This is a genomic window from Sneathiella sp., from assembly GCF_041689005.1.
Taxonomy (GTDB): Bacteria; Pseudomonadota; Alphaproteobacteria; order Sneathiellales; family Sneathiellaceae; genus Sneathiella.
Map to the genome: position 1 here is coordinate 137320 of NZ_JBDNHC010000074.1, position 21946 is coordinate 159265.

General features: G+C 51.9%; 21 protein-coding genes. 8 read left to right on the top strand and 13 right to left on the bottom strand.

The window, feature by feature from the left end; translation table 11 throughout:
• Positions 1-39 precede the first annotated feature (39 nt).
• From hspQ to ACESNI_RS09280, 3 genes are read left to right on the top strand one after another with little or no spacing between them, the layout of a single operon-like run.
• On the top strand, positions 40-381 hold the full coding sequence (gene hspQ / locus ACESNI_RS09270; RefSeq protein WP_373086267.1) for a heat shock protein HspQ: 342 nt from the start codon (positions 40-42) through the stop codon (positions 379-381).
• An 18-nt stretch (positions 382-399) separates the two neighbouring features.
• Complete coding sequence (locus tag ACESNI_RS09275; RefSeq protein WP_373086268.1) at positions 400-1176, top strand: glycerophosphodiester phosphodiesterase; 777 nt, start codon at positions 400-402, stop codon at positions 1174-1176.
• 53 nt (positions 1177-1229) lie between these two features.
• Positions 1230-2288: an alcohol dehydrogenase gene (locus ACESNI_RS09280; protein WP_373086269.1), complete on the top strand. Its 1059-nt coding sequence runs from the start codon at positions 1230-1232 to the stop codon at positions 2286-2288.
• 99 nt (positions 2289-2387) lie between these two features.
• Here the strand turns inward: ACESNI_RS09280 and ACESNI_RS09285 are convergent, their stop codons facing one another.
• The 6 genes from ACESNI_RS09285 to ACESNI_RS09310 all read right to left on the bottom strand — a co-directional run bounded on the left by ACESNI_RS09285 (position 2388) and on the right by ACESNI_RS09310 (position 9723).
• Positions 2388-3605: an ABC transporter substrate-binding protein gene (locus ACESNI_RS09285; RefSeq protein WP_373086270.1), complete on the bottom strand. Its 1218-nt coding sequence runs from the start codon at positions 3603-3605 to the stop codon at positions 2388-2390.
• A 63-nt stretch (positions 3606-3668) separates the two neighbouring features.
• A complete protein-coding gene (locus tag ACESNI_RS09290) occupies positions 3669-4664 on the bottom strand; it encodes a branched-chain amino acid ABC transporter permease (RefSeq protein ID WP_373086271.1) in 996 nt (331 codons plus the stop codon).
• 2 nt (positions 4665-4666) lie between these two features.
• Positions 4667-5539 carry a branched-chain amino acid ABC transporter permease gene (locus ACESNI_RS09295; RefSeq protein ID WP_373086272.1) on the bottom strand — a complete coding sequence of 291 codons (873 nt, stop codon included), beginning with the start codon at positions 5537-5539 and terminating at the stop codon, positions 4667-4669.
• Positions 5540-5549: 10 nt separating this feature from the next.
• A complete protein-coding gene (locus ACESNI_RS09300; protein WP_373086274.1) occupies positions 5550-6263 on the bottom strand; it encodes an ABC transporter ATP-binding protein in 714 nt (237 codons plus the stop codon).
• Positions 6260-7039, bottom strand: a complete 780-nt coding sequence (locus tag ACESNI_RS09305; RefSeq protein ID WP_373086361.1) for an ABC transporter ATP-binding protein — start codon at positions 7037-7039, stop codon at positions 6260-6262. The genes ACESNI_RS09300 and ACESNI_RS09305 overlap by 4 nt, the downstream gene beginning before the upstream one ends.
• A 341-nt stretch (positions 7040-7380) precedes the next feature.
• Complete coding sequence (locus ACESNI_RS09310; protein ID WP_373086275.1) at positions 7381-9723, bottom strand: methyl-accepting chemotaxis protein; 2343 nt, start codon at positions 9721-9723, stop codon at positions 7381-7383.
• Positions 9724-9979: 256 nt separating this feature from the next.
• On the opposite strand from ACESNI_RS09310, the gene ACESNI_RS09315 reads away from it, so the two are divergent.
• Positions 9980-10870, top strand: coding sequence for a TauD/TfdA dioxygenase family protein (locus ACESNI_RS09315; RefSeq protein ID WP_373086276.1), 891 nt, complete (start codon positions 9980-9982; stop codon positions 10868-10870).
• A 116-nt stretch (positions 10871-10986) separates the two neighbouring features.
• Complete coding sequence (gene msrA, locus ACESNI_RS09320) at positions 10987-11640, top strand: peptide-methionine (S)-S-oxide reductase MsrA (protein ID WP_373086277.1); 654 nt, start codon at positions 10987-10989, stop codon at positions 11638-11640.
• A gap of 36 nt (positions 11641-11676) precedes the next feature.
• Here msrA and ACESNI_RS09325 read toward each other — a convergent pair whose 3' ends face one another.
• Positions 11677-12792 (bottom strand): sensor histidine kinase, encoded by a 1116-nt coding sequence (locus ACESNI_RS09325; protein ID WP_373086278.1) that lies wholly within the window; start codon positions 12790-12792, stop codon positions 11677-11679.
• Between the two features lie 388 nt (positions 12793-13180).
• Between ACESNI_RS09325 and ACESNI_RS09330 the strand changes: the two genes are divergently transcribed.
• A complete protein-coding gene (locus tag ACESNI_RS09330) occupies positions 13181-14095 on the top strand; it encodes a DMT family transporter (protein ID WP_373086279.1) in 915 nt (304 codons plus the stop codon).
• 11 nt (positions 14096-14106) lie between these two features.
• Here ACESNI_RS09330 and ACESNI_RS09335 read toward each other — a convergent pair whose 3' ends face one another.
• Positions 14107-14691 carry an HD domain-containing protein gene (locus ACESNI_RS09335; RefSeq protein WP_373086280.1) on the bottom strand — a complete coding sequence of 195 codons (585 nt, stop codon included), beginning with the start codon at positions 14689-14691 and terminating at the stop codon, positions 14107-14109.
• Positions 14692-14817: 126 nt separating this feature from the next.
• Between ACESNI_RS09335 and ACESNI_RS09340 the strand changes: the two genes are divergently transcribed.
• Positions 14818-15426 (top strand): 2-hydroxychromene-2-carboxylate isomerase, encoded by a 609-nt coding sequence (locus ACESNI_RS09340; protein WP_373086281.1) that lies wholly within the window; start codon positions 14818-14820, stop codon positions 15424-15426.
• Positions 15427-15443: 17 nt separating this feature from the next.
• On the opposite strand, the gene ACESNI_RS09345 is transcribed toward ACESNI_RS09340, so the two are convergent.
• The 5 genes from ACESNI_RS09345 to ACESNI_RS09365 all read right to left on the bottom strand — a co-directional run bounded on the left by ACESNI_RS09345 (position 15444) and on the right by ACESNI_RS09365 (position 20411).
• Positions 15444-15884 carry a hypothetical protein gene (locus tag ACESNI_RS09345; RefSeq protein WP_373086282.1) on the bottom strand — a complete coding sequence of 147 codons (441 nt, stop codon included), beginning with the start codon at positions 15882-15884 and terminating at the stop codon, positions 15444-15446.
• Positions 15885-15973: 89 nt separating this feature from the next.
• Positions 15974-17206: an NADH:flavin oxidoreductase/NADH oxidase family protein gene (locus ACESNI_RS09350; RefSeq protein ID WP_373086283.1), complete on the bottom strand. Its 1233-nt coding sequence runs from the start codon at positions 17204-17206 to the stop codon at positions 15974-15976.
• Positions 17207-17304: 98 nt separating this feature from the next.
• Entirely contained in the window at positions 17305-18144 is an 840-nt protein-coding gene (locus ACESNI_RS09355) for a pirin family protein (protein ID WP_373086285.1), read from the bottom strand.
• Between the two features lie 102 nt (positions 18145-18246).
• Positions 18247-19005, bottom strand: a complete 759-nt coding sequence (locus tag ACESNI_RS09360; RefSeq protein WP_373086286.1) for an SDR family oxidoreductase — start codon at positions 19003-19005, stop codon at positions 18247-18249.
• Between the two features lie 38 nt (positions 19006-19043).
• Entirely contained in the window at positions 19044-20411 is a 1368-nt protein-coding gene (locus ACESNI_RS09365; RefSeq protein ID WP_373086287.1) for an MFS transporter, read from the bottom strand.
• Positions 20412-20718: 307 nt separating this feature from the next.
• On the opposite strand from ACESNI_RS09365, the gene ACESNI_RS09370 reads away from it, so the two are divergent.
• Complete coding sequence (locus ACESNI_RS09370; protein ID WP_373086288.1) at positions 20719-21942, top strand: multidrug effflux MFS transporter; 1224 nt, start codon at positions 20719-20721, stop codon at positions 21940-21942.
• Positions 21943-21946: the final 4 nt, after the last annotated feature.

Genomic DNA, 21946 nt, shown 5'->3' on the forward strand with positions numbered 1-21946 from the left:
CCAAACTGTATTAGTATGCAGGTGTTATGGAGTCATATCATGAATAAGGACCTGCACGTGAGAGCCGCCAAATTTGCAATTGGACAAATCGTCAAGCACCGGGTTTATCCGTTTCGAGGGGTGATCTATGATGTCGATCCAACCTTCAACAATTCAGAGGAATGGTGGGAATCCATTCCTGAGGATGTCCGGCCCAAAAAAGACCAGTGTTACTATCACCTGTTTGCCGAAAATGATCAGACAACATATGAGGCCTACGTATCGGAGCAGAACCTGTTGGTTGACGATAGTGCGAAACCGATTTCTCACCCCGCCGTTAAGGATTACTTTCTGGAACTCAGTGACGGACGCTATATTTATTCAAACCGTCTCCAGTCTTAATCCGGCGACAGTACCGGAATGATGGCCCGTCCGGGATTTCTTGATGCTCCCGGCCCTATCGCGCTGGCCCACCGAGGCGCTTCCGCCGATCAGCCGGAAAACACCATGGCGGCCTTTGACGCCGCCGTTCAACTCGGGTATCGCTATATAGAGACTGATGTTCATCTGACAAAAGATGGCCAGTTGATTGCCTTTCACGATGACCGCCTCGACCGCGTTACCGATGCCGCTGGCCGGATATCTGCAGTTGAGTGGGAGATGGTCCGCCGTGCCCGCGTCAACGGGCGCGAAGCCATTCCCCTACTCGCCGAAATTCTGGAAAACTGGCCAGATCTGTTTGTGAATATCGATCCCAAGTCTGATGCCGCAGTTGGCCCGCTCATTGCCCTGATACAGCAGATGAACGCAGTCAACCGTGTCTGTATTGGATCGTTCTCCGGCGCACGGCTGAAGTCTGTCCGCAACGCCTGGAACAATAATATCTGCACCTCCATGGGCCCCGCTGACGTTTTAAGGTTGAGACTAGAAAGCCTGTCTCTCCCAGGCGCAGGGCGCCTTGTGGGAAAATATGCGGCCTCCTGCGTACAAGTGCCACCGTGGTATCGAGGGATCCGACTTATTGACCGGGCCTTAATAGAAAAAGCCCATGAGAAAAACCTTAAAGTCCATGCCTGGACAATCAATGAGGAAAGCGAAATGCATCGCCTGCTTAACCTCGGCATAGACGGGATCATTTCCGACGAGGCGATTTTGCTGAAGTCGGTTTTTAAGGCACATAATCTCTGGCGAGAATAAAAAAACTCCACTACCATGAGAGGATAATAATAAAAGCGGGAGGAAAATTTAAGATGCATAGCCAACAGATTATCCAGTTCGGCGAGCCACTGGAAGCGCGGGATTATCCGACCCCGGAGCCCAAGGGCACCGAGGTCTTGATGAAAATTGATGCCTGCGGTGTCTGCCATAGTGATTTACACATCTGGGAGGGTTTCTTTGACCTCGGCGGCGGCGATAAAATGGACCTGCTGACCCGTATGAAACTCCCTTTCACATTGGGCCATGAGGTCGTCGGGGAAGTGGCGGCCCTCGGCCCGGATGCAGAGGGCGTCGAAATCGGCGAGAAATATATTGTGTTCCCCTGGATAGGTTGCGGGGCTTGCGCTGTCTGCAAAGCCGGAGACGAGCTTCTCTGCATGTCCCCGAAAACCGTCGGCACCCGTTATAACGGTGGATATGCCGACGAAGTCATCGCCCCGCATCCCCGCTACCTGATACCCTATGGCAATGTTCCAACCGAGCTTGCCTGCACCTATGCCTGCTCCGGATTGACCGCCTACAGCGCGCTGAAAAAGCTGTCGCATCTTGGGGAGGATGACTATCTGGTCATCATTGGTGCCGGCGGTGTTGGTCTATCCGCAGTTCATTTTGCCGCCTCTGTAGTCAAGGCGAAGATCATTGTCGCGGATATCGACGATACGAAGCGCGCCATTGCCCGACAATCCGGCGCCTGTGAGACCATCGATAATAGCGACCCCGAACTTGCGCTTGCCAAACTTCAGGAAATCACCGGCGGCGGGGCCAGGGGGGCGATTGATTTTGTCGGCGCCCCGGCGACCGGTCTGCTTGGATTTAATGGACTGTGCAAGGGCGGGACACTCATCTCGGTCGGTCTTTACGGCAGCTCCATGCCGCTGTCTCTCGCCATGCTGCCATTGATGATGCGCACCATTCAGGGTTCATACGTCGGCACGCTTGAAGAAATGCATGAATTGATGGAACTGGTCCGGGCCGGGAAAATTGCCCCCATTCCCTATGAGGTTCGCCCGCTTGATGAGGTGAACAATGCCTTGATGGACCTTAAGGCAGGCAAGGCCAAGGGCCGCATTGTTCTCAGTCCTCACCGTTAATCCGGCGAACCATTTTCCGCAATAAAAAAGGCAAAGGATGTTGAAATCCTTTGCCTTTCGTCATTCCCCCTGACGGGAAAAATCAGCTTTTAAAGCATCCTAGTTGACAGATACAACTTTACCAAGCGAAACGAATTTTTCACCATCGAACTGAATAGGCATCATCGATTCGATCGGGAAGAAGTCCGTCGGGCTGGTCTTGATGTCAACGCCAGGCAGCATCAAATCCAGTTTCAAGTCAAGATTGGCGGCTTCCTTCATGACATTTTCACGGGTGAGATTATCGCCAGCCTGTTTCAGGACCTGTTCCATTGTCTGTGCGACCAAGTATCCATAGGCGGTGAACGAACTGGACTGATCACCATCAGGATAATACTCAGTCATGAAAGCCTTCCATTTTTTATAAGGCTCAGTGTCGAAGATGGCCGGATCTGTAATATCCTGATAATATTGCAAGGAGATAACCCCCTTGGAATTTTCAAGACCGGCTGGCTTGTAAACCGAGCCAACGGAGTTTGAAACAGAGTTGTTCAGGAAGACCGGATCCCAGTTTAATTCCCGAACTTTTTTGATCGCCTGCGCCGCAAACTTTGGCGTTGCAACGTTAAAGAAGACATTCGCGCCGCTATCCTTCAACTTGATAACCTGCGAATTGATGGTCGGATCGGTCACTTCATAGCTTTCTTCCGCGACAATCATCTTGTCTGCCTTGTCGCCAAGGACATCTTTCATACCCTTGACATAGTCTTTACCGTAGTCGTCATTCTGATACAGAATGCCGATTTTCGCGTCTTTAACATTTTCAAGAACATAGGTCGCGAACAATTGACCTTCCGTCTGGTAACTGGGCTGCCAGCCCATTGTCCAAGGAAAATTCTTCGGGTCGCCCCATTTGGTCGCGCCGGTTGCAACGAACAACTGCGGAACCTTTTTATGGTTCATATAGGCATGGACAGCAGATTGCGTCGGTGTTCCTAACCCTTGAAAAACAATAAGGACCTTATCCTGTTCTACAAGTTTACGGGTCTGTTCCTTGGTTTTGGGTGGGCTGTATCCATCGTCCAGAGAAATGAACTCTATTTTCCGGCCGTTGATTCCACCGTTTTCCTTGTTGATCTTATCGAAATACGCTGAAATAGATTTGCCAATTGCCCCGTAGGCGGCGGCAGGGCCACTATAGGGCATGGTATTACCAATTTTAATACTGGTATCGGTGACACCCGGCCCGTACATGTTATCCGCAAAGGCAGGGCTTGCAGCCACTCCCATTGCAGCGATGGCAGCGAGTGCCACAGTAAGTTTTCTCCCGGTATTCATTTGTACCTCCTGTTTATTGTTGTCACAAAAATACGGATTTACTCCACGCGGTTTCCGGTTCGTTCAAAACATTTTTTTTATTCGAACTCCCAGCATTTTAACTAGGCCCGCAAAACCCGTGGGCATGACGTATATGACGAGAATAAGTATAACGCCAAATACAGCATAAGAAAGCCCTGTTGAAATTTCCTCGGCGACATTGGGGACCATCAGGATAAAAAAACCGCCAAAAATAGCGCCCCAAATCGATCCAGTGCCGCCGACAACCAAGCCAATGAAGAGCAGAATTGACAGCTGGAATGTAAAACTGTCCGGTGCCACGAATTCAATGACGATTGCCGCCATGGCGCCCGCTATTCCTGTATAGAATGCGCTCACGCCGAAAGTCAGGGACTTGTAGAGAGACGTGTTAATTCCCATTGACCCCGCGGCGATAGGATTATCGCGGATTGCCATCATTGCCCGCCCGGATCGGCTGTTGACGAGGTTCCATGCAAGCCAGAGCATTATCAGCAGAACACCAAAAGCGATCAAATACCACCATTGATCCATGGTCAGAGGGAGGCCTTCCGGCACGGGTGGGCGAAAAACGTCAAGTCCCTGAACCCCCCCTGTCAACCCTTCCAGATGAGAGGACTTCAATATCTGCGGCACAGCAACCGCCAAGGCAAATGTGGCAAGCGCCAGGTAAAGCCCCTCGAGCCTCAACGCCGGAAGGCCGAACAGAAATCCCGCCACGAAACACACGACACCGCCCAGTGGAATTGTCACATAGACCGGGAAATCCAGATGATAGACCAGGATAGCTGCTGTATAGGCCCCTACGGCATAAAAGGCACTATGGCCAAGCGAAAACTGCCCGTTAAATCCCGTCAGCAGATTCAGGCCCAAAATTGCGATGGCATAAATCATGATCAGAGTTGCCTGAAACGCCGTATATCCTTCCACAACAAATGGAATTATGGCCCCCAGAATGATGAATAGCCCTACCCATTTAAACGGTATTTTCGCCCCAGAAATCAGCCGGGGATCGACGCGCGTTTCTACATCCGTTGTCATGATCACACCCTGGTCACAATGGTTTTGCCAAATAATCCGTTCGGCTTGAATAAAAGGACAGTGACGATCAGAATAAGGGCAACCGTCAATTTCAGCTCACTGCCAATAGACGGAATATAAGTGCCCGCCAGGTTTTCGATTATGCCCACCAGAAACCCGCCCGCCACAGCCCCGGCGGGGCTGCTTATGCCGCCAACAACTGCTGCCGCAAAACCATATAAAAGAATGCCTAGCATCATATTCGGGTCCAGGAAAACAATCGGTGCAATCATCATTCCGGCAACGGCGCCAATACCGGCGGCAAGGCCCCAGCCAAGAGCGAGCATCCAGCCCACACGAATCCCGACAAGCCGGGCTGATTCCGGATTGGCGGCCGCAGCCTGCATGGCCATCCCAATCCGGGTAAAGCGGAAAAAGCAGAAAATAGCGAGTAATAAAATGAGGGTGACGAAAAACATTCCAACCTCATGCATTCCAATCAGTCCGTGGAACGACCCGCCCGGGAACGGAGACGGAAAGGTCTTGATGGTATGGTCCCAAATAGCGCCGGCAAGGCTATTGAAGATAGCTAAAAGTCCTATAAAAACAACAATATGGCTTAGAATCGGAGCTTTATGTATGGGTTTGAAGATGATCCGTTCAATGGCAACGCCGCCAAGGAAAGAAATGCCGATTGTCAGGAAGAACGCGAGCCAGTAGGGAACGCCAGCGGCAATCATCGACCAACAGATATAGGTACTGAACATTGCCATTTCGCCTTGCGCAAAATTGAAATGATCAATGGCCTGATAAATCATGACAACGGCGAGTGCCAGACAGGCATAGATTGCGCCGTTCGCCAGACCCGTCAGTACTTGCTGTAGAAAAAGATCCATGGAAGCCTTCCTAATATCCTAGATACGACCGGCGTACCGACTCGTTTTCAAGAATTGAGTCCGAGGTACCTGAAATCACAATATTACCTGTCTCCAGCAAATAAGCATGGTCAGCAAGTTCAAGTGCCAATGACGCATTTTGCTCAACCAGGAGCATGCTTACCCCTTCCTCGACATTGATCCTTTTGAGAATTGCGAAAAGTTCTTGCACGATTAATGGAGCCAGCCCGAAGGACGGCTCGTCGAGCAGAAGCAACCTCGGCCTCAGCATCAAGGCGCGGCCGACAGCAAGCATCTGCGCCTCCCCGCCGCTCAATGTGCCTGCCTGCTGGGTGCGACGCTGCTTCAGGATCGGGAAATAAGAGAAAACTTTTTCAATATCCTGTGTAATTTCGGCTTTATCGCGTCGGCTATAAGCCCCGAGCTTGAGGTTGTCCTCGGTCGACATCCGCACAAATGTTCCTCGTCCTTCGGGGACATGCGCAATCCCCTGCCGGGTGATATCTGCCGTTCCGAGGGTCACGAGTTGCTTGTCCATCAACCGGATATCCCCTTTACGGGAGACCATACCGCTGATCGCCCTCAAGGTTGTCGTTTTACCAGCCCCGTTCGCCCCGAGAATAGTGGTTACGCCGCCGTCCTCGAGGTTGAAATCCAGCCCGTGCAGCACATTTATATTACCGTAGGAGGCTTCGAGACCTTTTACTTCAAGCAAATGACTCATTTTTTACCCGTCCCGAGATATGCCTCAATAACATCCGGATGTTCCTGTATGGTTTTGGGCGAGCCTTCCGCCAGCTTGCGTCCAAAACTCAGGGCAACAACCTTTTCGGACACTTCCATCACCAGTCCCATATGATGCTCCACCAGCAAAACAGTCGTCCCGAATTCATCACGTATTCTCCGGATCGTCGCCACCAGTTCAGAAAGCTCGTTATGATTGAGTCCCCCTGCCGGCTCATCCATCAACAGGAGTTTCGGTTTGCTGAGTAGGGCTCTGGCAATTTCCAGACGCTTCTGCACGCCAAACGGCAAATCCCCGATCCGCTGCAGGGCCGTTTGCTCAAGCCCCATAAATCGCAGCACATCCATTGACCGCGCGCGCAATTCCTTTTCTTCGCGTTTTATCCAGGGAAGATGCAGGGCATTGCTCAGGTAATCAGCCTTACATGTTGAGTGACCGCCGATCATAACATTATCGAGAACAGTCAGATTGGCAAATAGCGCAAGATTTTGAAAGGTCCGACCAACACCCAGGGAGCTCATCTTGTAAACAGGGCTTTTCAGGATGGATTTCCCGTTAAACAGGATGTCTCCTTTATTGACGTTGTAAAGTCGGCTGATGCAATTGAACAGAGTGGTTTTACCCGCGCCATTGGGCCCGATGAGGCCAACAATCTGGCCGCGCGGTATATCAAAGGAGACGCCATCCAAAGCGACGATACCGCCGAAATGGACGCTAACATCCTGAACATTTAGCAGCGGATCAGCCGTCAGCATATCCGCCGAAGTTGTACTCTCGGTTCTTTTATTCACTCACTATTAATGGCTGCTCTAGAATCCCAGATGCATTTTTATCCGCATTACGAACACGCTTCTGGACACCTAGGCGTCCACCTCCCAAAAAAACGTTATTCTTAATTCTTGTGTTCGAAGCTTGCCCCAATAATTATGATTTAGCCAGTAAAAATTTTTAGTTTCCCGGGAATTTTATGATTATACGTACACGAGTCAGTTGTTCCGTCAGCTGTTGCCCTTGGAATTAACAGTCAAAAATAAAGGCTGCATTTTCTTAGCAAGAGAAAACGCAGCCTTTGAAAGAAAATCTGTACCCGCCAGCTTTAGCTGGTGCGAATCTGGGAAAGGAAACGTTCAACCTCTTTATCCAGATTGCTCACTTCCTTCACCATTTCAGTGGATACCTCACATACATCGAGAGCTGTCTTGCCGGTGCTGGAAGCCGCGTCACGAAGGGATATAATATTCTGTGAGACTTCAAGAGAGCCCTGCGCCGCTTGCTGAATACTGCGGCTGATCTCACCTGTAGCGGCGCCCTGCTGCTCAACCGCCGCCGATATGGATGCCGCAACATCATTTATTCGACCAATGGTAGAGGTTATATCGCCTATGGCACCAACCGCATTGCCAGTTTCTTCCTGCACCGCTTTTATCTGCTCGGATATCTCTTCTGTCGCCCGCGCCGTTTGTGCCGCCAGGTTCTTCACCTCGCTCGCGACAACGGCAAATCCCTTGCCCGCAGCCCCTGCCCGTGCGGCTTCAATTGTGGCATTCAATGCGAGAAGATTTGTTTGTCCCGCGATATCACTAATAAGGCCAACGATATCACCAATTTTCGATGCGGCTTCATTCAGGGAATTGACCATGATATTTGTCCGCTGCGCCTCAGAAACGGCCTCGCCGGCGATATCAGCGGCCTGATTGACCTGACGGCTAATTTCATTGATGGAGGCCGATAATTCCTCGGTCGCGGCGGCGACAGAATTTACGCTGGAACTCGCCATATCTGACGCTGACGCGACTGTGGCAGACCGCTGCGTGGTATTCTCTGCCATTTCAGTCATTGATTGAGACATTGTCGTCATTTCACTTGTCGCTGCCGCAAATTTCTCAACGAGATGCTTTACGCTGCCCTCAAAACTGTCCGCTAGTTGGTTTCTTTCTTCTGCTTTCACGCGGGCAGCATCCACAGTAAGGCGTTCCCGCTCTTCCAGCGCTGATTGCTCCATTTTTCTTTGTTCATCAGCGAGCTTCATCTTTTCTTCATCTCGCTGCTGACGATGGATTTCAGCCTCGGCACGCGCTGCCTCTGCTTCCCTTGCGGTATCGCGGAAGCCAACAAGGGCATGGCCCATACGCGCAATTTCGTCACGACCTTCGCGATAAATACTCGACTCAAGATCGCCTTCCGACAGTTTCTGGGCCGATGCAACCAGCAACATCAGCCGCCGAATAATATTTTTACGAATATAAATCCAGCCAATCGCAATTGCGATTAACATTGCCCCTAATGCACAGGCGAGCAGCGTCACCTTAGTTGTATTTGCAAGCCGTAGATTGGCCTCAGATGCGGCGCCTAGCGATCCTTCTGCTTCACTAACAAAACCATTTACATTCTTGGACAGCGTGGCAGCCAGAAACCTGCCTTCGCTGATAATGGACTGAGACGCCTTGATTGCCTCCAGTTCCTGTAGTTTGATTTTGAAGACATTGACCGAGTTGCCGGAATTATGGGTGTCGACACCCATCGCAAGAAGACCATCAAAAAGCTGGGACAGTTTTTTTACTCGCTCCTCAGACGTCGCTTTCTCGATTTCGGACAACGGCGAAGACATAGAGGAGATCGATGACAGGAATGCGGTTTCCAGTTCCTGCACCGCCTCGACACTATGGGCTTGAACCCCTTCGGACAACAGGCCAATCATCAGGTAACCGTAACTCTTGAATGAAAAAATATTTTCCTGCTGGCGTAGGACGGAATTGCCGGTGGAAGAAAGCACGGATGTATCATACGCGGGCTGGGTTCCGGACAATGCCTGCCTGACTGACGTATCCAGCAGAGTGTTCCAGTCGTCAGCATTTTCTATGATTTTTAGGCGCAAAGGCATTACCAACGAGTTCAGCTCTGTATCAAGTATCTTGCGATACTCCGCCATGCGGGTGTCAACTCCTCCTAGCGACGAGGCGAAGGCAATATGCTTCTTGACCTGATCGTTCAGGCGATTGAAATTCGCTTCCAGGCTTTTGAGGTTATCACTTATTTTCAGAAGCGTGGCATCCCCTTTTTTATTGGCGTGCAAGGCCTCCAGATTTTCGACAGCCTTATTGAAAGCCGTCTCGATGGATTTATAGTTTTGTGCCCGCTCGGAATCCGTTTTCGCATTATTCAGTTGCGGCGCGGCGGCGGTCAGCAAGGCCGTTTCGTTTGCGAGTTTCAATGCCAGGGAAATTGAGGGAAGCCGCTGATCAATCATCTCGCTTTGCGCATTGGTCAGGTTGCCAAGACTGAACCAGCTTATGGCCGAGATCGTAACCGTCAATATGACAACGACAGAGAAAGCCGCCGTTAATCTGACTCCGATCCCGTATTTAGAATATTGAACGTCACCCGCCAGATTTGACAGATTAGATTTTGGCTGAAAAAAGCGCTTTGCACTGTTTAGCATGTTTACCACAAGCCGACCGGCCCCTCACTGGTTGTAATATTGTTCTCAGGAATAGAGATAAAACATTAAGAAGAGGTTAGTTCAGCGAGTGGGAGAATGATTTACGCTCGCAATGAGAACTGCCCTGCACTAATATACAAACAGGGAAGGTTTGTTGTTGTGCAAAGTTACCAACGGAAGCTTGAATGGGCTCGGCAAGCATTACAACTTCATTACGGCATAACAATATTCATGAAAATAGCGGGAGGCCGGGGAAATGCCCTATAACAAAATTCACGTTGAACCGATAACCGGAACAATCGGGGCGGAAATCAGCGGGGTCGACTTGCAGAACCTGAGCGCGGAGACCATTGCGGAAATTCGGTCTGCTTTTCTTGAACATGTCGTCATTTTTTTCCGCGATCAACCTCTTGATATACCGCAGCTGAAGACTTTTACGTCTCATTTTGGCTCCTTTGGCATCGAGCCCTATGTCAAAACCATGACGGAACACCCGGAGGTTATCGCCGTCGTCAAGGAAGCCGACGAAGTCAACACCATCAACTTTGGCGGGCATTGGCATTCGGATTGGTCTTTCCAGGAAGCGCCCCCCATGGCAACCATTCTTCATAGTCAGGATATCCCGCCGTATGGTGGCGATACAGTTTTCGCAAATATGTATCTGGCCTATGAAACCCTGTCCGATGGAATGAAGGCGATTATCGACCCGCTTATTGCCATCCATTCAGCCCGTCGCCCCTATGGAACCGGGAAAAGTATCCTTGGGAATTCGAAACGCAAATCCATGACCATCCTTCATTCTGAAGACGCCCATGCGGAAATGGAGCATCCGGTGGTCCGGATCCATCCCGAAACCGGCCGCAAGGCATTGTTTGTGAACCCGGTTTATACAACGCGCCTCAAGGGTATGTCGGAAACTGACAGCAGGGAAATTCTGGATAAGCTGTTTCATCACTCGGTCAGAGAGATTTTCACCTGCCGTTTTCGCTGGCGCGTGAACTCCCTTGCAATGTGGGATAACCGTGCCGCCATGCATCTGGCCTTAAATGACTATGACGGGTTCCGGCGTGCCCTGAACAGGACGACGGTGGCAGGCGATCGCCCGTTTGGCAGCGCAATGCGGGGACAGCAGGAACATGTTGCTTAGGAGATATAGCCTGACATTTTAGTCATCGGCTATCAATTCTCCGCGAGATAGGCTGGCAATCCCTTTCGATCTGGGCCATTTCTGATACAAGTTTGAACTTAACCGGAGCCTATCCTATGGTTGTTACTTTGTTGCGCGCCCTCACCCTTGTTATCGTCAGCTTCCTGACACTTGCCGGAAACGGCGGAAACATATCCCTCGCCCGAGCCGCAGATGCGACCGAAACCGCAATATTTGCCGGCGGTTGCTTCTGGTGCGTGGAATCGGACTTTGATCATGTGCCCGGCGTCTTGACTACGACTTCCGGATATACCGGCGGTACCGTCGCCGACCCGACCTATAAAATCGTGACTGCAGGCGGCAGCGGCCATTACGAATCTGTGCAAATAACGTTTGACCCTGAAACAATATCATACGCCAAGCTTCTTGATATATTCTGGAGAACCGTCGATCCAACGGATGATGGTGGCCAGTTCTGTGATCGCGGGGCGAGCTACAAAACAGCCATTTTCACGACCTCCGACGAACAGCAGAAAATTGCGGAAGCCTCCAAACGAGATCTGGTAGAATCAGGGAAATTGAAGGCGCCGATCGTCACACTGGTTGCCCCCGCAACTGAATTTTATCCTGCAGAGGAATACCATCAGAATTTCTATGAAAAGAGCCCCGTCCGCTATAAATTTTACCGCTTTACTTGCGGCCGGGACGCGAAGGTTGAATCAATTTGGGGCGACGAAGCACATCGTGGCATTACTGAAAAAGCGGGCTAATAAAGGCCGCCAGTAACGTAACCAGACGGGCTTTCGTTATGCCTTTTTTGCAACCATGCGGGCATCGGAATTGGCAGTAACCTGAGAAATGGGCCGCGGCCGGAGCCGAGAAAAGGGAAAATTGATTGTGGCCGTTGTGCCCACGTCAAGTTCGCTTGAAAACTCGAAAATGCCCTCATGTTCAGACACGATGAGCTGAACAAGTGACAGTCCGAGACCGGTGCCATGCGCATTCCGAAATTGCTTGTCCGGGACCTGACCAAATTTTGTCAGCACATTTTCAATATCGTCCGCCGCGATGCCAATACCGGTATCTTGCACGGAAATAAACAGCTCCCCCCGCTGGTTTATATCAGTCGATATCGTCACTTTACCGCCCGGGTTAGTAAATTTAATGGCGTTTGACAGCAGGTTGGAAATAATCTGCCTGAGGCGAATGCTGTCTGCGTATATGCAAGGGAGATCGTTCTCCGCCTCGACGACAAGCTCAATTCCCGCGTCTTTTGCCATTAGCGCACTCATGTTGACGCAAATGCCGATAGACGACTTTACATCAACCACCGTCTCCGTCAGTTGGAACCTGCCCGCCTCAATTTTCGCAACATCCAGAATGCCGTTAATCAAATCCAGCAGATGCGTTCCTGACGAGTGTATATCCTCAGCATATTCCTGATAAACGGGCATTCCTATGCTGCCGAACGTTTGATTTTTAAGAATGTCGGAAAAGCCGAGTATGGCGTTCAGCGGCGTTCTGAGTTCATGGCTCATGTTGGCCAGGAACTGCGATTTCGCCGCACTCGCAACGTCGGCGTCCGCCTTTGCCTGAAGCAGTTGCTGTTCAGTTTGCTGACGAAGGGTTATTTCGGCGTTAAGGCGTCCGACCGCCGGTAAATAGGACGAGAGTCCCCAGGCAACTAACAGGCTGCCCGGCAAATAAAGGGCAACGCCAGTGATGACCTCTAGCTGGAACGCCCCCGGGATGATCTGTGCACCGGACGGCATAAATCCGAAAATCACATCCTTTGCATATTCAATGGAAAAAGCCAGGGCAATGATCGTCGTGCCAATTATAATAAGATGGTAGCCTTTGCCGACTTTGTACAGTCGCTTTCGGCGCCACCACAGGAATCCAGGTATTGACGCAATACCCATAAATACCAGCAGACTCGGATAGACAAAGGTGGAAGTCGAAATCATCTGATTGATTAACTCGGTAAAAATAACAAATTCCCCGCAGAATCATTTCGGCAATAGTAAAATAATTTTCCTAATAAAAGCTGAATATGTCCTTATTCATTACCTGTCGCAGTCGAATGAGGTGCTATTCGCTTGTTGATATTCCTTTAACCGGGCCGGAAATAAATCGACCGTAAAGACTGGATTAAAATGGACGAAGACAAAGCGTTAGCGGTAAGCTATCGCGCATACGCTATTACGTCACCGGCGATCCGCAGACTTGTAACATGCCGTACCGTTCTGTTTGAGGCGATCTCATCATTTGAATACGGTCGCGCCACATAAAAATAAAATGGTTTTATAAATGTCTGTCACCTATGCCCTCAAAAGCAATAAAATACTGCAAGGTATCAGTTGGATGATCGCCTCCGGTTTTCTATTCGTCGGAATGACATGTATTATCCGTCATCTTGGATCAAGCCTGCCAGCCGTCGAAGCCGCCTTTATCCGATATTTTTTCGGCACGATCGTTATCCTGCCGATGGTGTTGCGGAACTGGCAGGGGCTCCCCACGGCGCAAATCACTAAACTCTATATGTTACGAGGGCTTGTGAACGGGGTTGGTGTCATGCTCTGGTTTTATGCAATGGCGCGCATTCCCATCGCCGAGGTTACCGCCATCGGCTACGTCGCGCCAATATTTGTGACCATAGGCGCAGCTATCTTTCTGGGGGAAAGGCTCCACACCCGTCGTATCGGCGGTGTCCTTTGCGGCCTTATCGGTGCCCTGATAATCTTGCGGCCGGGATTCCAGGAGATTAGTCTTGGCCAGCTTGCCCAGCTTTGCGCAGCCCCACTTTTGGCCATGTCCTTTATCATAGCAAAAAAATTGACGGAAACACAGAACCCTTCAGTAATCGTTGGAATGTTATCGCTCGGCTGTACGATTGTGCTCTTTCCGGGAGCAATGCTGCAATGGCGCACTCCCTCACATTACGAATTTCTCTGGCTGGCCGCCGCCGCCTGTATCGCAACTGCGGGCCATTTTACCCTCACCAGAGCATTTCAGGCGGCGCCGATTACAGTAACGCAGCCGCTTGGTTTTCTGCAGCTTGTATGGGCCGCTATCCTCGGCATACTTTTATTCAACGAGGCCTTGGATCCCTATGTTCTGCTGGGCGGCGCCATTATTGTTGGCGCGGCAACATATATCTCGCATCGGGAGTTACAGTCCAATCGGCGATCCCAGACCCCACCCGCCATCGCGACAAAATTCTAATCCCGCCAGATTTACGGCTCGATGACATATATAGACTGTTTCGGCGATGCCATGACTCGCTGCACCATCGGCTCAAAGAATGACAGCGGCGCGGACACATAACTCGCATCGAATGCCGCCTGATCGAAGGCCTCGCAAAAATATGCACAGTCCTCAAAATACTCATGCCCCCGGAATTGCTCCCGCATATCACGGTCAAGGCCGATATGATGGAAGAAGTAGTACCCCTGAAAAATCCCATGCTTTTCTAGGATCCAGTGAAGCCTCTCCGAGACGAATGGCTTGAGCATCGCGGCGCCGATATCCGCATGGTTGAAGCTACCGAGGGTATCACCGATGTCATGCAGTAACGCCGCAACGACATATTCCTCGTCCTGGCCATCTCTATGGGCCCGGGTTGCCGTTTGCAGTGAATGCTCCAGCCGGTCAACCGGAAAGCCGCCAAAATCACCTTTCAACAGCTTCAGGTGATCAAGGACGCGTTCCGGAAGCCCTTTGGCATAGGCCTTGAAACTCTTCGAAATGATTTTGTAATCTTCTGCCTCGCCTTCGGTCATGGCCGAAAAGCCGACACGTAAATCTGATATATCATTCATAAGGCCGCTCCCCTTTGCTCATTATTTATTTTGACGGACGGATAACACTAATCTTGTCTATTTTTTGCCAAAGGTCCAGACTGAAACACAATATCGAGTGGCTGGAAATTATTAAGGAAACAGAAAATGAGGACAGACATCGAATTTCATTTTGATTTTGGCAGCCCGAACGCCTACTGCAGCCATAAGGCTATTCCTGACATCGAGAAGGAGACGGGATCACAATTCATCTATTTTCCGATTTTGCTGGGGGGCGTGTTCAAGCTCACAAACAACAAATCACCGATGGAGCAGTTTGCCGATATACCGCAGAAAATGAACTACATGCACCTCGAAATGAAACGGTTCATCAAGGAGCATTCCCTTGATAAATTCCGAATGAACCCGAATTTTCCCGTTAATACCGTTCAGATCATGCGCGGAGCCATTGTCGCCAATGATGAAGGATATAATGATAAATATATCGATACCGTTTTTTCCGCCATGTGGGAACAAGGTCTGAAAATGGATGATGCGACTGTCATAATTGACACCCTGAATGCCGCGGGGCTTGATGGCGCCCATATTCTGGAGCGGACACAGGAGCAGGGTATCAAGGAGAGCCTTATCAAGAACACTAACGCGTCGGTCGACCGGGGAAATTTCGGGTCGCCGACATTTTTTGTGGGTGACGAGATGTTCTTTGGCAAGGACCGCCTTGCGGCCGTAACGCGCGAGATTACCCGGCAAGGCTGATATTACTCCATTGACGATCAGGGTTGGCCGACGACCGTTTCCTTGCCTTCGCCCCCGAACCGGGTCGCAAAAAACCCGATAACAAGGCCAATGACGGCCCCCTCCAAGATCGACCAAAAAGGTGAGAGAAACGAATTTGGTCCAAAAACGGCCAAGATCATGGCCTGAAAGCTGTCATAGGCAAAAAATGTCAGGACAAAGTTCATCCAGCCCCCGATAATCGGTGCCCGGATCCACCAAGGCAATGGCAGCTTCAGTACCGGATGCCAGGATACCGCCCCGAAAACGCCGATAACCGCCCCGACAGTAATATACCATAGCAAGACCCCCCATCGTAACAGGCTATCCGACTCCGGCCAAAAGGCGGCCAAACAGAAAAAGCCAAGCAGGCCGAACATCAGACCGATCCCCTTGCCGATGGCTATTCGGGTTATAAGAGATGGATTTCCAAACATCATTTATCTCCTCGATACCACCATAGAAGAAATGGCTAAATGGAAAGATAGGGCAGCATATCGGAAAGGGAACCCGGATGGCCAGCCCTTTGTTACTCCAGCCTGCGGCCCTCAAGCGCGGCGGCAGTCTCTTCCTCGTTTGCAAGATAGGCGGCGATTGCCAAGTCCCCCGTCATCTCCCTATCCGGCGCGAGCCCATCGGCGATACGGATGAGGTTAAGACAAAACCAGCCGAGCGCACCCTTGGAAGGCTTAATTTGTTGTTCATAAGCGATGGCGCCCTCTGCCTTTCCCGATAGCAGCTGTTGAGGCGCGTCGGTATCGACGCAGAGCGGACGGCCAATACCGATGATATCAACGTCGCCCTCAGTAAGGGCCGCGTCCATGGTCGCCCGCGTCCGAAAGCCGCCTGTCACCATCAACGGAATATTTGTTGCCGCGCGAATGCTGCGGGCATAGCCCATGAAATAGGCCTCCCGGGCAACCGTCGTGCTGCGGATTTCATCAGCCCCGCGGGCCCCTATCATCATCGCCGGGTTCTCATAATTCCCGCCGGAAATCTCAAGCAAGTCGACTGTATCCTCCTCAAGCCATTTGACAACCTGCAGGCAGTCTTCATGGCTGAACCCGCCTTTCTGAAAGTCGGATGAATTGAGTTTCACGGAAATCGGGTATTCAGGCCCGACAGCGGCGCGAATGGACCGCACCGTCTCGCGCAAGAGCCGGGCCCGGTTTTCGAGGCTTCCACCCCATTTATCGGTTCGCTGATTGGCAAGCGGGGAGAGGAATTCCGAGATCAGGTAGCCATGGGCGCCATGCACCTGCACGCCGGAGAAGCCGGTTTTCTTCGCCACCGTCGCCACATGGGTGAAACGTCGGATGACATCCTCCACTTCCTCAGCGGTGAGCGCGCGCGGACGGCCAAAAGCGGCATCGGGCAAGGCAAGAGAGATTTCCGAGGGTGCAACGGGGCGCGGGTTTACCCGACGCGGCGTCTGCCGCCCCGCATGGCCGATCTGCATGAACAACAACGTGTTATTGGTCGTGCCCGCAGCGGCGAAGGCGCGGAGTTCATCGAGGCCGCCATTGTCGTCAATCACGACATTTCCCGGCCGCTCCAGATAGCGCCGGTCGACCTGAACATTCCCGGTCACCAAGATGCCCGCGCCCCCGTCCGCCCATTTGCGATAGAGCGTAACATGGCGCTTTGTCGCCCGGTTCATCGGGTCTGCCAACCCTTCTGTCATCGGCGCCTTGGCGATCCGGTTTTTGACACGAACCCCACAGGGCAGGGTCATCGGCGAGGAAATATCCAAAGTCATCATTTATTCCTTTTCGTCATTCTCGAGGTGACAATTAAATTGCTGGAAAACCCTACCGGGCCTTCCACCGCCCGGTAAGGACAGGAACCTTCAGTCCCTGTTCAGAAATTTCCGGACTGAAAATCCTGAACCGCCTGCTGGATTTCCTCATGGGAATTCATAACAAACGGCCCATACCTTGCGACCGGTTCGCCAATCGGACGTCCGGCGACGAGGATGGCGCGGCCCCCGGTTTTTGCTTTTAGGTCAACGCTGTCCCCATCCGATAGAATGGCCAGATGATGCTGCTTCAACTCGGTGCCGCCAACGTCGACGTTGCCCTCGAATACATAGATAAAGGCAGTATGACCTTCCGGGACCGCATGATGATAGCTTCCACCCTTGGCAAGGGTAATATCAATGTAAATCGGATCGGTTGCAACGCCTTTCACCGGGCCGGACACGATGCCGTCCGGGCCGGTCACGGCACCTGCTAGAACGCGCAATTTAGTCGTACCAAGTTCAACCAACGGCACGTCTTCGGGATCGATATTCTGGTAGCGCGGAACACACATCTTGTCGCTGGCCGGAAGATTAACCCAAAGCTGGAACCCGCTCATCCGGCCTTCGCGCTGCTCGGGCATTTCAGAATGCACGATACCGCGCCCCGCCGTCATCCATTGCACGCTGCCCGGTCCAAGAATTCCTTCTGCGCCAGTTGAGTCCTTGTGACGCATTTGACCGTCAATCATATAGGTCACGGTTTCAAATCCGCGATGAGGATGCGACGGAAACCCGGCAATATAGTCATCTGGATTTTCAGTGCCGAAATTATCGAGCAACAAAAACGGGTCGAGCTCAGAGAGCTGCTCGCCGCCAATCGATCGGCGCAGCTTTACTCCCGCCCCATCCGACGCAATTTGCGAAAGAATAACACGGCTCACTTTACGGGAATTTGACATAGCAACCTGACTTTCCAGAAGAGTTATTGGCCAGAAAAGTTATTGGAACGATCAGTTAGGTATGATCGGGCTGACGTAAATTCAAGTGGGTGGCACATGTCGTCACCCCCGCCCGATGAATGGCATTTTCGTTGCCATAATGGTCATGAACTGGACATTAGCGTCAAGACTCAGGCTATCCATGTAAAGAATGGCGGAGGCGACATTGCTGACATCCATCACCGGTTCCGGTGCCATGGTCAAGTTTGCCTGTGGCACGCCTTTTTTCATGACCGACGTCATCGGTGTTTCCGCATTGCCGATATCGATCTGCCCGCAAGCGATATCAAAGGGGCGACCGTCCAGTGACAGACATTTCGTCAGCCCGGTGATGGCATGCTTGGTTGCGCTGTAGGCAATACTATAAGGCCGGGGAACATGCGCAGAGATCGAGCCGTTATTAATAATCCGCCCGCCCATCGGTCGTTGATGACGCATCAGGCCAAAGGCCGCGCGTGCACAATAGAAGGACCCGTTCAGGTTCGTATTGACGACAGACTCCCAGACATCTAGTGCCAGTTCATCCGGCGGCACTGGCGGTGCGCCGATACCGGCGTTGTTGAACAGAAGATCGAGCCTGCCAAACTCTGATTTCACCTTGTCGAACAATGCCTTAACAGCGGTTGAATTGCTTACGTCCGTGGGAATGACCCGCGCATTTGCGCTATTTTCCCCGGCAAGATCCAGCGTTTCCTGTAGGGACTTACGACTCCGTCCGGCCAGCAGTACTGAATATCCAACGCCAAGCAAGGCCAGCGAAACGGCCCGGCCGATACCGGCACCCGCGCCTGTCACTACTGCAATTTTTCTTGTTTCAGCCATTCTTTTTCTTTCACTTTACGTTCACGGTGCCGGTGATATCACGGCGGCAGCATTCTTGCCGCACGTTTTCGGGCTTGGCCCGCGACCAGCCGCCGCTTGCGGGGGGCAGCGAGCCAGACCGACAAAATCGACAAACTGGAGAGACCGATCAGGCTGTAAAAGGCGATGTGATAATTCCCGGTAATATCATACAACAAGCCCGTGACCCAAGGGCCAACAGCGCCGCCGATCAAGGCAATCGTGCCGATCGTCCCAAAGATCAACCCATAGCCTCTTCCTTGAAAAACATCCGCCGGCATGGACCCGAAAACGGTGGCAAGTCCATAACCCAGTCCCCCTTGCAGGATAACCATGGCATACATCATGGCAACACTCGGGATATCCTCCATCATCAGCAGCAAAATGCAACTGACAGCGAATCCGAGGCTTGCGACCGTCCATACCCATTCTCGCCCGATCCGGTCGGATAGGCCGCCAAGATATATCTGGCCCAGCACCCCGGCAAACCCGACCAATCCCAGCGCCGAGGCTGCGGCGATATCCGAAAACCCGATCTCGGTCAGGTATTTTGTCTGGTGAACCTGCACAGCGTACCAGACATAGAGTGCCGTCGAACAGGCGAGGGAAATCCACCAGAAAGTCGCCGTTTTCATCGCTTTTTTCAGCGTCCAGTCCGTGTTGACCCAGTCGACGTCTACGACCGGATCGGCGGCGGACTTTTGGGCGCTCGTCTGGTCACGATCGGGGGCTGCATCGCCATCGGGATAAAGCCCGATATCCGCAGGCTCCTTCCGTTGCAGAAAAAAGTTGAGTGGCAACACAATAACGAGGAGGAGCCCAGCCATCAACCAGCAAGCCTGACGCCAGCCGTCTTCAGTGATTGTATCCTGAATAAGTGGCATCAACACCATCGATCCGATGCCGACCCCCGAAAAGGCAATTCCAACGGCCATCCCGCGACGGCGATGAAACCAGTTGGGCAGAAACATCGAATGGCCGACATAGGTCAGAACAATTCCGGTTCCGACCATCAGGATGCCAAGGGTCACGTAAAAATGCCAGGGCTCCGTCGCCCAGGTCGACAGAATAAATCCCGCACTGACCGTCACCGCCGATATCGACAGAAGATACCGCGGTGCCACGGTTTCAAGCAACTTCCCGATAATCGGCGATAAAATGGCGGCAACAGAAAAACCGATGGAAAAGGCCGCCGCCGTCGTTGCCCGGTCCCAGCCGAACTCTTTCAGGATCGCCGGGAACAACAATGAGAAGGACGTCCGGACGTTCACACCTATCCCCATCGTGATAAACACGATGGCAACAACTGCCCAACCATAAAAAAACGGCAGATTGGCCAGTTTCGCGTTAAGTCCGCGCCTGGGGAGTATCTCACTTGTCCGGGTCATCGCAGAGCCTCCTCATTTTATTATTGAGTGCGGAACGACCGACATCGCAAAAGCTTACTCCAGTAATTACCTTAAGCGAAAGCGAAAAGAGTGCTACATCGACTTTGTTAAATTGCTCCATAAAGTGGTAGAAGCTGCGACGCGCTGGTCAGTTCGGAAGAAAATTGTTTGGACTTAAACAATCTGTTTCTTCTGATGCATTTTCTTATATAATGTGCGGTCATTGAAAGGGGGACGGCAGAACAATCTGCGTCGGTCCCACCCCGCCTTTAAACCCTAGCCAATTTTTACTATCGGAGTATTGAGAGTGACACCGCCCCCCCGGCCTGCAAAACTTGGATTTGTCGAACAGGTGGCCCTACTCGCCCTGATGATTTCAATGGTCGCGCTGTCCATTGATGTCATGCTGCCGGCGCTGTCTGAAATTAGCCGTGATTTACAGGCGGGCGATGCTAACGAACGGCAATATATTGTTGCGGTCCTGTTCCTCGGAATGGCAATCGGGCAGTTACTTTATGGACCGATTTCCGATAGTACAGGGCGAAAACCGGCAATATATTTTGGCTTTCTCCTGTTTCTGATCGGTTGCCTCATCTCAATCGCCGCCCCGAATTTCGAGGTGATGCTTGTCGGCCGTTTCTTTCAGGGACTGGGGGTCGCGGGACCAAGGATTGTAACCCTGGCACTTATCCGCGATCAGTATGAGGGGCGGGAGATGGCGCGTTTCGTCTCCCTCGTTATGACCGTTTTCATTCTGGTTCCAATCCTCGCGCCGGCGCTGGGCCAGGCAATATTATTCGTCGCCAACTGGCATGCCATCTTTGTGGTTTTATTTGCTCTCGGGCTGGCGGTCTTGATATGGTTTGCTTTCCGGCAGGAGGAAACACTGCCACCGTCGAGACGCTCGGCCTTGTCAACGAGCCGGATATTAATTGCGGTGAAAGAAGTATTCCGGACCCGCGCGGCATTTGGGTTTACGATGGTTGGTGGTTTCATATTCAGTGCCTTTTTGGGATATCTGACATTGTCACAGCAAATTTTTCAGGAGCAATACGGCGTGGGAGACATGTTTGCCGTATATTTCGGGTCGCTTGCGATGGCCATCGGGACCGCCTCCTTTGTCAATGCCCGGCTGGTCATGCGGTTCGGAATGCGCAAGCTTTGCTATTACGCATTGGTCGTGCTGACAGCTGTCTCAATGTTGTTCTGGCTTTATACCTTGTCTGAACAGGGGCAGCCGCCGTTATGGGCCCTTATGTGCTTCTTCCTGATCGCCTTTTTTTGCGTTGGCATGCTGTTCGGGAACTTCAATGCCATGGCAATGGAACCGCTCGGCCATATTGCCGGCGTTGCTGCGGCGGTCATCGGCTCCATTACTACTTTCGTTTCCATGGCAATCGGCACCTTAATCGCACAACTTTATAATGGCACCGTCCTGCCCCTTGTCGGAAGTTTTGCGGTTCTGGGGGCGCTCTCGCTGGCGGCAATGATCTGGACAGTCCGAACTTCCCCCGGCACCCCCGGTTCCTGACGTC

What these genes read in the sequence shown, in the direction of transcription:
- ACESNI_RS09360 (WP_373086286.1), bottom strand. Translation starts at nt 19,005, where the DNA reads ATGGCTGAAACAAGAAAAATTGCAGTAGTGACAGGCGCGGGTGCCGGT.
- ACESNI_RS09330 (WP_373086279.1), top strand. Translation starts at nt 13,181, where the DNA reads ATGTCTGTCACCTATGCCCTCAAAAGCAATAAAATACTGCAAGGTATC.
- ACESNI_RS09345 (WP_373086282.1), bottom strand. Translation starts at nt 15,884, where the DNA reads ATGATGTTTGGAAATCCATCTCTTATAACCCGAATAGCCATCGGCAAG.
- ACESNI_RS09315 (WP_373086276.1), top strand. Translation starts at nt 9,980, where the DNA reads ATGCCCTATAACAAAATTCACGTTGAACCGATAACCGGAACAATCGGG.
- ACESNI_RS09335 (WP_373086280.1), bottom strand. Translation starts at nt 14,691, where the DNA reads ATGAATGATATATCAGATTTACGTGTCGGCTTTTCGGCCATGACCGAA.
- ACESNI_RS09295 (WP_373086272.1), bottom strand. Translation starts at nt 5,539, where the DNA reads ATGGATCTTTTTCTACAGCAAGTACTGACGGGTCTGGCGAACGGCGCA.
- ACESNI_RS09300 (WP_373086274.1), bottom strand. Translation starts at nt 6,263, where the DNA reads ATGAGTCATTTGCTTGAAGTAAAAGGTCTCGAAGCCTCCTACGGTAAT.
- hspQ (WP_373086267.1), top strand. Translation starts at nt 40, where the DNA reads ATGAATAAGGACCTGCACGTGAGAGCCGCCAAATTTGCAATTGGACAA.
- ACESNI_RS09305 (WP_373086361.1), bottom strand. Translation starts at nt 7,039, where the DNA reads ATGCTGACGGCTGATCCGCTGCTAAATGTTCAGGATGTTAGCGTCCAT.
- ACESNI_RS09280 (WP_373086269.1), top strand. Translation starts at nt 1,230, where the DNA reads ATGCATAGCCAACAGATTATCCAGTTCGGCGAGCCACTGGAAGCGCGG.
- ACESNI_RS09275 (WP_373086268.1), top strand. Translation starts at nt 400, where the DNA reads ATGATGGCCCGTCCGGGATTTCTTGATGCTCCCGGCCCTATCGCGCTG.
- ACESNI_RS09310 (WP_373086275.1), bottom strand. Translation starts at nt 9,723, where the DNA reads ATGCTAAACAGTGCAAAGCGCTTTTTTCAGCCAAAATCTAATCTGTCA.
- ACESNI_RS09350 (WP_373086283.1), bottom strand. Translation starts at nt 17,206, where the DNA reads ATGATGACTTTGGATATTTCCTCGCCGATGACCCTGCCCTGTGGGGTT.
- ACESNI_RS09355 (WP_373086285.1), bottom strand. Translation starts at nt 18,144, where the DNA reads ATGTCAAATTCCCGTAAAGTGAGCCGTGTTATTCTTTCGCAAATTGCG.
- msrA (WP_373086277.1), top strand. Translation starts at nt 10,987, where the DNA reads ATGGTTGTTACTTTGTTGCGCGCCCTCACCCTTGTTATCGTCAGCTTC.
- ACESNI_RS09340 (WP_373086281.1), top strand. Translation starts at nt 14,818, where the DNA reads ATGAGGACAGACATCGAATTTCATTTTGATTTTGGCAGCCCGAACGCC.
- ACESNI_RS09325 (WP_373086278.1), bottom strand. Translation starts at nt 12,792, where the DNA reads ATGGGTATTGCGTCAATACCTGGATTCCTGTGGTGGCGCCGAAAGCGA.
- ACESNI_RS09365 (WP_373086287.1), bottom strand. Translation starts at nt 20,411, where the DNA reads ATGACCCGGACAAGTGAGATACTCCCCAGGCGCGGACTTAACGCGAAA.
- ACESNI_RS09290 (WP_373086271.1), bottom strand. Translation starts at nt 4,664, where the DNA reads ATGACAACGGATGTAGAAACGCGCGTCGATCCCCGGCTGATTTCTGGG.
- ACESNI_RS09285 (WP_373086270.1), bottom strand. Translation starts at nt 3,605, where the DNA reads ATGAATACCGGGAGAAAACTTACTGTGGCACTCGCTGCCATCGCTGCA.